This window comes from Photobacterium sp. Ph5, assembly GCF_022129445.1.
Lineage (GTDB): Bacteria > Pseudomonadota > Gammaproteobacteria > Enterobacterales > Vibrionaceae > Photobacterium.
On record NZ_JADQAQ010000105.1, the window covers coordinates 1 to 2881 of the forward strand.

The following is a 2881-nucleotide window of genomic DNA, read 5'->3' on the forward strand; positions in this document are numbered from 1 at the left end:
AAGGATATGAGCTAGCTAAGTCTCTTGAACACAATAACTTGTGATCAAGAGACAGTCCTTCGGGGTGCCTTTTTTATTATCTATAAGATAGTAAAAATGGCTGGTGGAAGTTTAAGAATAGGGGAGATGGGAGATTAAATGATGAAGTGGCAGCATGGCGTTGCTGCCACAAGGTAGAGATAGATTAAGCGCCTGGTGGGCAGGATAGGCTATCGCTGATAAGCTCGATGAGTTTATCTTCCAAGCCAAAGCGTAATTCCATCACTTCGCCGACTTTAGATAAATCATCATCAAAATGGGCGAGTAGATCATCATCCTTTATGGCGTGGTATCTGTCGTGAAAATTAAGCAGAGGATCGGTGGTTAGAGTGATTTTAGCGTAGAGTGCAGAAATTTCTTCGGTAGGTGAATAACCTGTTTGATGCCAGCGCTCCATTACGCTATCGTAAATTTTGAAGTGACCTGCTGAAATGTAATCAACAAGGGCTTCATTAAATAACGTTAGTTGAGACGCGGTTGGAAGTTGGCGGTTTTTTGCCGCTTCTGTTGGGGAAAGACCTGCGAGTTTACAGTAATCGATAAGCAGTTGTTGACGCATCATCAGCCATTGATCAATGACGTCATTATGACCGCCCCATTCTTTTTTGACTTGTTCGAATTTACTAAGCATGAGCACGTCCTCATGATCTTGTCTGTATCGTGAAAGCGATAGACTTTGATCCTTCTCTTTATAAAGAGATCTCGTTATTCGGATTACTACTTCGTTTCAACTTTAGATTGCCAGTAATTAATAGCTCCTGCAAGGAAGAAAGTAATAAAAATGTTAAAAAATGAGAATTTGGCATATTGCTGTATTGTTCAGAATGGAAAAATCTGGCTCGAAAATAAAGCGCTACCACTGCGAGATCCTACTTGGTGTGATGAATATGCGTTATCGTGTCGAGTTATTGGGAGTTTTAATGAGTATCCTGTTTATTGGCTAGAGGCGAAAGCTGACGCTCCCGCTGATAACTTTTATAGTTTACGGGAATTACTTGATGTTGATTCGGTGCTTTTTAATCTAGCTGGTCGTGCCTTGCAGTTATCTTACATGTTAAGCCAACAAAGCTTTTGTGGGCGTTGTGGTAGTAAGGCAGAGTTACATTCTGATCAATTAGCAATGCAATGTTCAGGCTGCGGCGCAATAGATTATCCTCGCGTCTCGCCTTGCATTATTGTTGCGGTACGTAAAGAAAATCAGATTTTATTAGCGCAGCATCCTCGCCATAAAACCGGTATGTACACGGTGATTGCGGGTTTTGTTGAAACTGGTGAAACTTTAGAGCAGTGTGTTTCTCGTGAAGTGCAGGAAGAGACTGGCATTAGGGTTAAGAATATTCAGTATTTTGGTAGTCAGCCGTGGGCATTTCCTTCTAACCTTATGATGGGCTTTATTGCTGACTATGCGGGTGGCGAGATTAAGCCCGATTATGAAGAGTTAACAGATGCAATATGGGCTGATGCGGAGCATTTACCGCCACTTCCGCCACAAGGGACGATAGCACGTCGATTAATAGAGCATACATTGTCTGTTCCAGCGACTAACCTGTAATTAATAACAATCAGACTTAACGTGTTATCGTATCGTTATTCCCTATTAATAGAATAAGATATGCTCTCTTTTGTTCTAAGTAATGAATGATACAATAAGCGCAGAATTTACCCATGGAGTCTCAAATGAGCGAATTAAAGAATGACCGCTATCTACGTGCGTTGTTAAAGCAGCCTGTTGATCACACACCAGTATGGATGATGCGCCAAGCAGGTCGTTATCTACCAGAATACCGTGAAACACGTAGTGTTGCGGGTGACTTTATGTCGCTATGTAAGAATGCTGAGTTAGCAAGTGAAGTAACGCTACAGCCGCTTAAGCGCTTCCCACTTGATGCTGCTATCTTGTTCTCAGATATCTTGACGATTCCTGATGCAATGGGTCTTGGCTTGTACTTTGAAGCAGGTGAAGGTCCTAAATTCCAACGTCCGATCAAGTGCAAAGCAGACGTTGAGAAGATCGGTTTACCTGATCCTGAAGGTGAACTGCAATACGTAATGAATGCAGTGCGTCAAATCCGTCATGATCTACAAGGTGAAGTACCACTGATTGGTTTCTCTGGTAGCCCATGGACGTTGGCAACTTACATGGTTGAAGGTGGTAGCTCTAAGGCATTCACTAAGATCAAAAAGATGATGTACGCAGAGCCACAAACACTGCACCTATTGCTAGATAAGCTAGCAGATAGCGTTATCGAATACTTAAATGCACAGATCAAAGCGGGTGCACAGGCTGTGATGGTCTTTGATACTTGGGGCGGTGTATTAACCCCACGTGATTACAACGAGTTCTCGCTACGTTACATGCATAAGATTGTTGATGGCTTAATTCGTGAAAATGATGGTCGTCGTGTTCCTGTGACGCTATTTACTAAAAATGGCGGCATGTGGCTTGAGCAAATCGCAGCAACAGGTTGTGATGGCGTAGGCCTAGACTGGACGATTGATATCGCAGAAGCGAAACGTCGTATCGGTGATAAAGTGGCTCTACAAGGTAACATGGATCCTTCTATCCTTTACGCACAACCTGAGCGTATTCGCCAAGAAGTTGCCTCTATCCTTGAAGGCTTTGGTGATGCAGGTACAGGCCATGTATTTAACCTAGGTCACGGTATCCACTTAGATGTACCGCCTGAGAATGCAGGTGTGTTTGTTGATGCAGTACATGAGCTATCTAAGCCGTACCATAAGTAATATCAACACAGCGATGTGATTGAAAAAGAAACCCACGTGATTGCGTAATGCATGTGAATTAAGATAATTCACGTTTTCTTGAAGGCCTAGTCGCATA

3 protein-coding genes are annotated in these 2881 nt (G+C 42.8%); 2 read left to right on the forward strand and 1 reads right to left on the reverse strand.

Annotated features, from left to right (window positions below; translation table 11 throughout):
- Window positions 1–184: 184 nt before the first annotated feature.
- On the reverse strand, window positions 185–670 hold the full coding sequence (rsd, locus tag I3259_RS20075; RefSeq protein WP_238031431.1) for a sigma D regulator: 486 nt from the start codon (window positions 668–670) through the stop codon (window positions 185–187).
- 150 nt (window positions 671–820) lie between these two features.
- On the opposite strand from rsd, the gene nudC reads away from it, so the two are divergent.
- Together nudC and hemE are read left to right on the forward strand one after the other, a co-directional pair.
- Entirely contained in the window at window positions 821–1591 is a 771-nt protein-coding gene (nudC, locus tag I3259_RS20080; protein WP_238031432.1) for an NAD(+) diphosphatase, read from the forward strand.
- Window positions 1592–1716: 125 nt separating this feature from the next.
- Window positions 1717–2784 carry a uroporphyrinogen decarboxylase gene (gene hemE / locus I3259_RS20085; RefSeq protein WP_008986033.1) on the forward strand — a complete coding sequence of 356 codons (1068 nt, stop codon included), beginning with the start codon at window positions 1717–1719 and terminating at the stop codon, window positions 2782–2784.
- The last annotated feature ends 97 nt before the right edge of the window (window positions 2785–2881 follow it).

Bases quoted from the DNA above. Each gene is read 5' to 3' on its own strand.
- rsd (WP_238031431.1), bottom strand. From the start codon at position 670: ATGCTTAGTAAATTCGAACAAGTCAAAAAAGAATGGGGCGGTCATAAT.
- hemE (WP_008986033.1), top strand. From the start codon at position 1,717: ATGAGCGAATTAAAGAATGACCGCTATCTACGTGCGTTGTTAAAGCAG.
- nudC (WP_238031432.1), top strand. From the start codon at position 821: ATGTTAAAAAATGAGAATTTGGCATATTGCTGTATTGTTCAGAATGGA.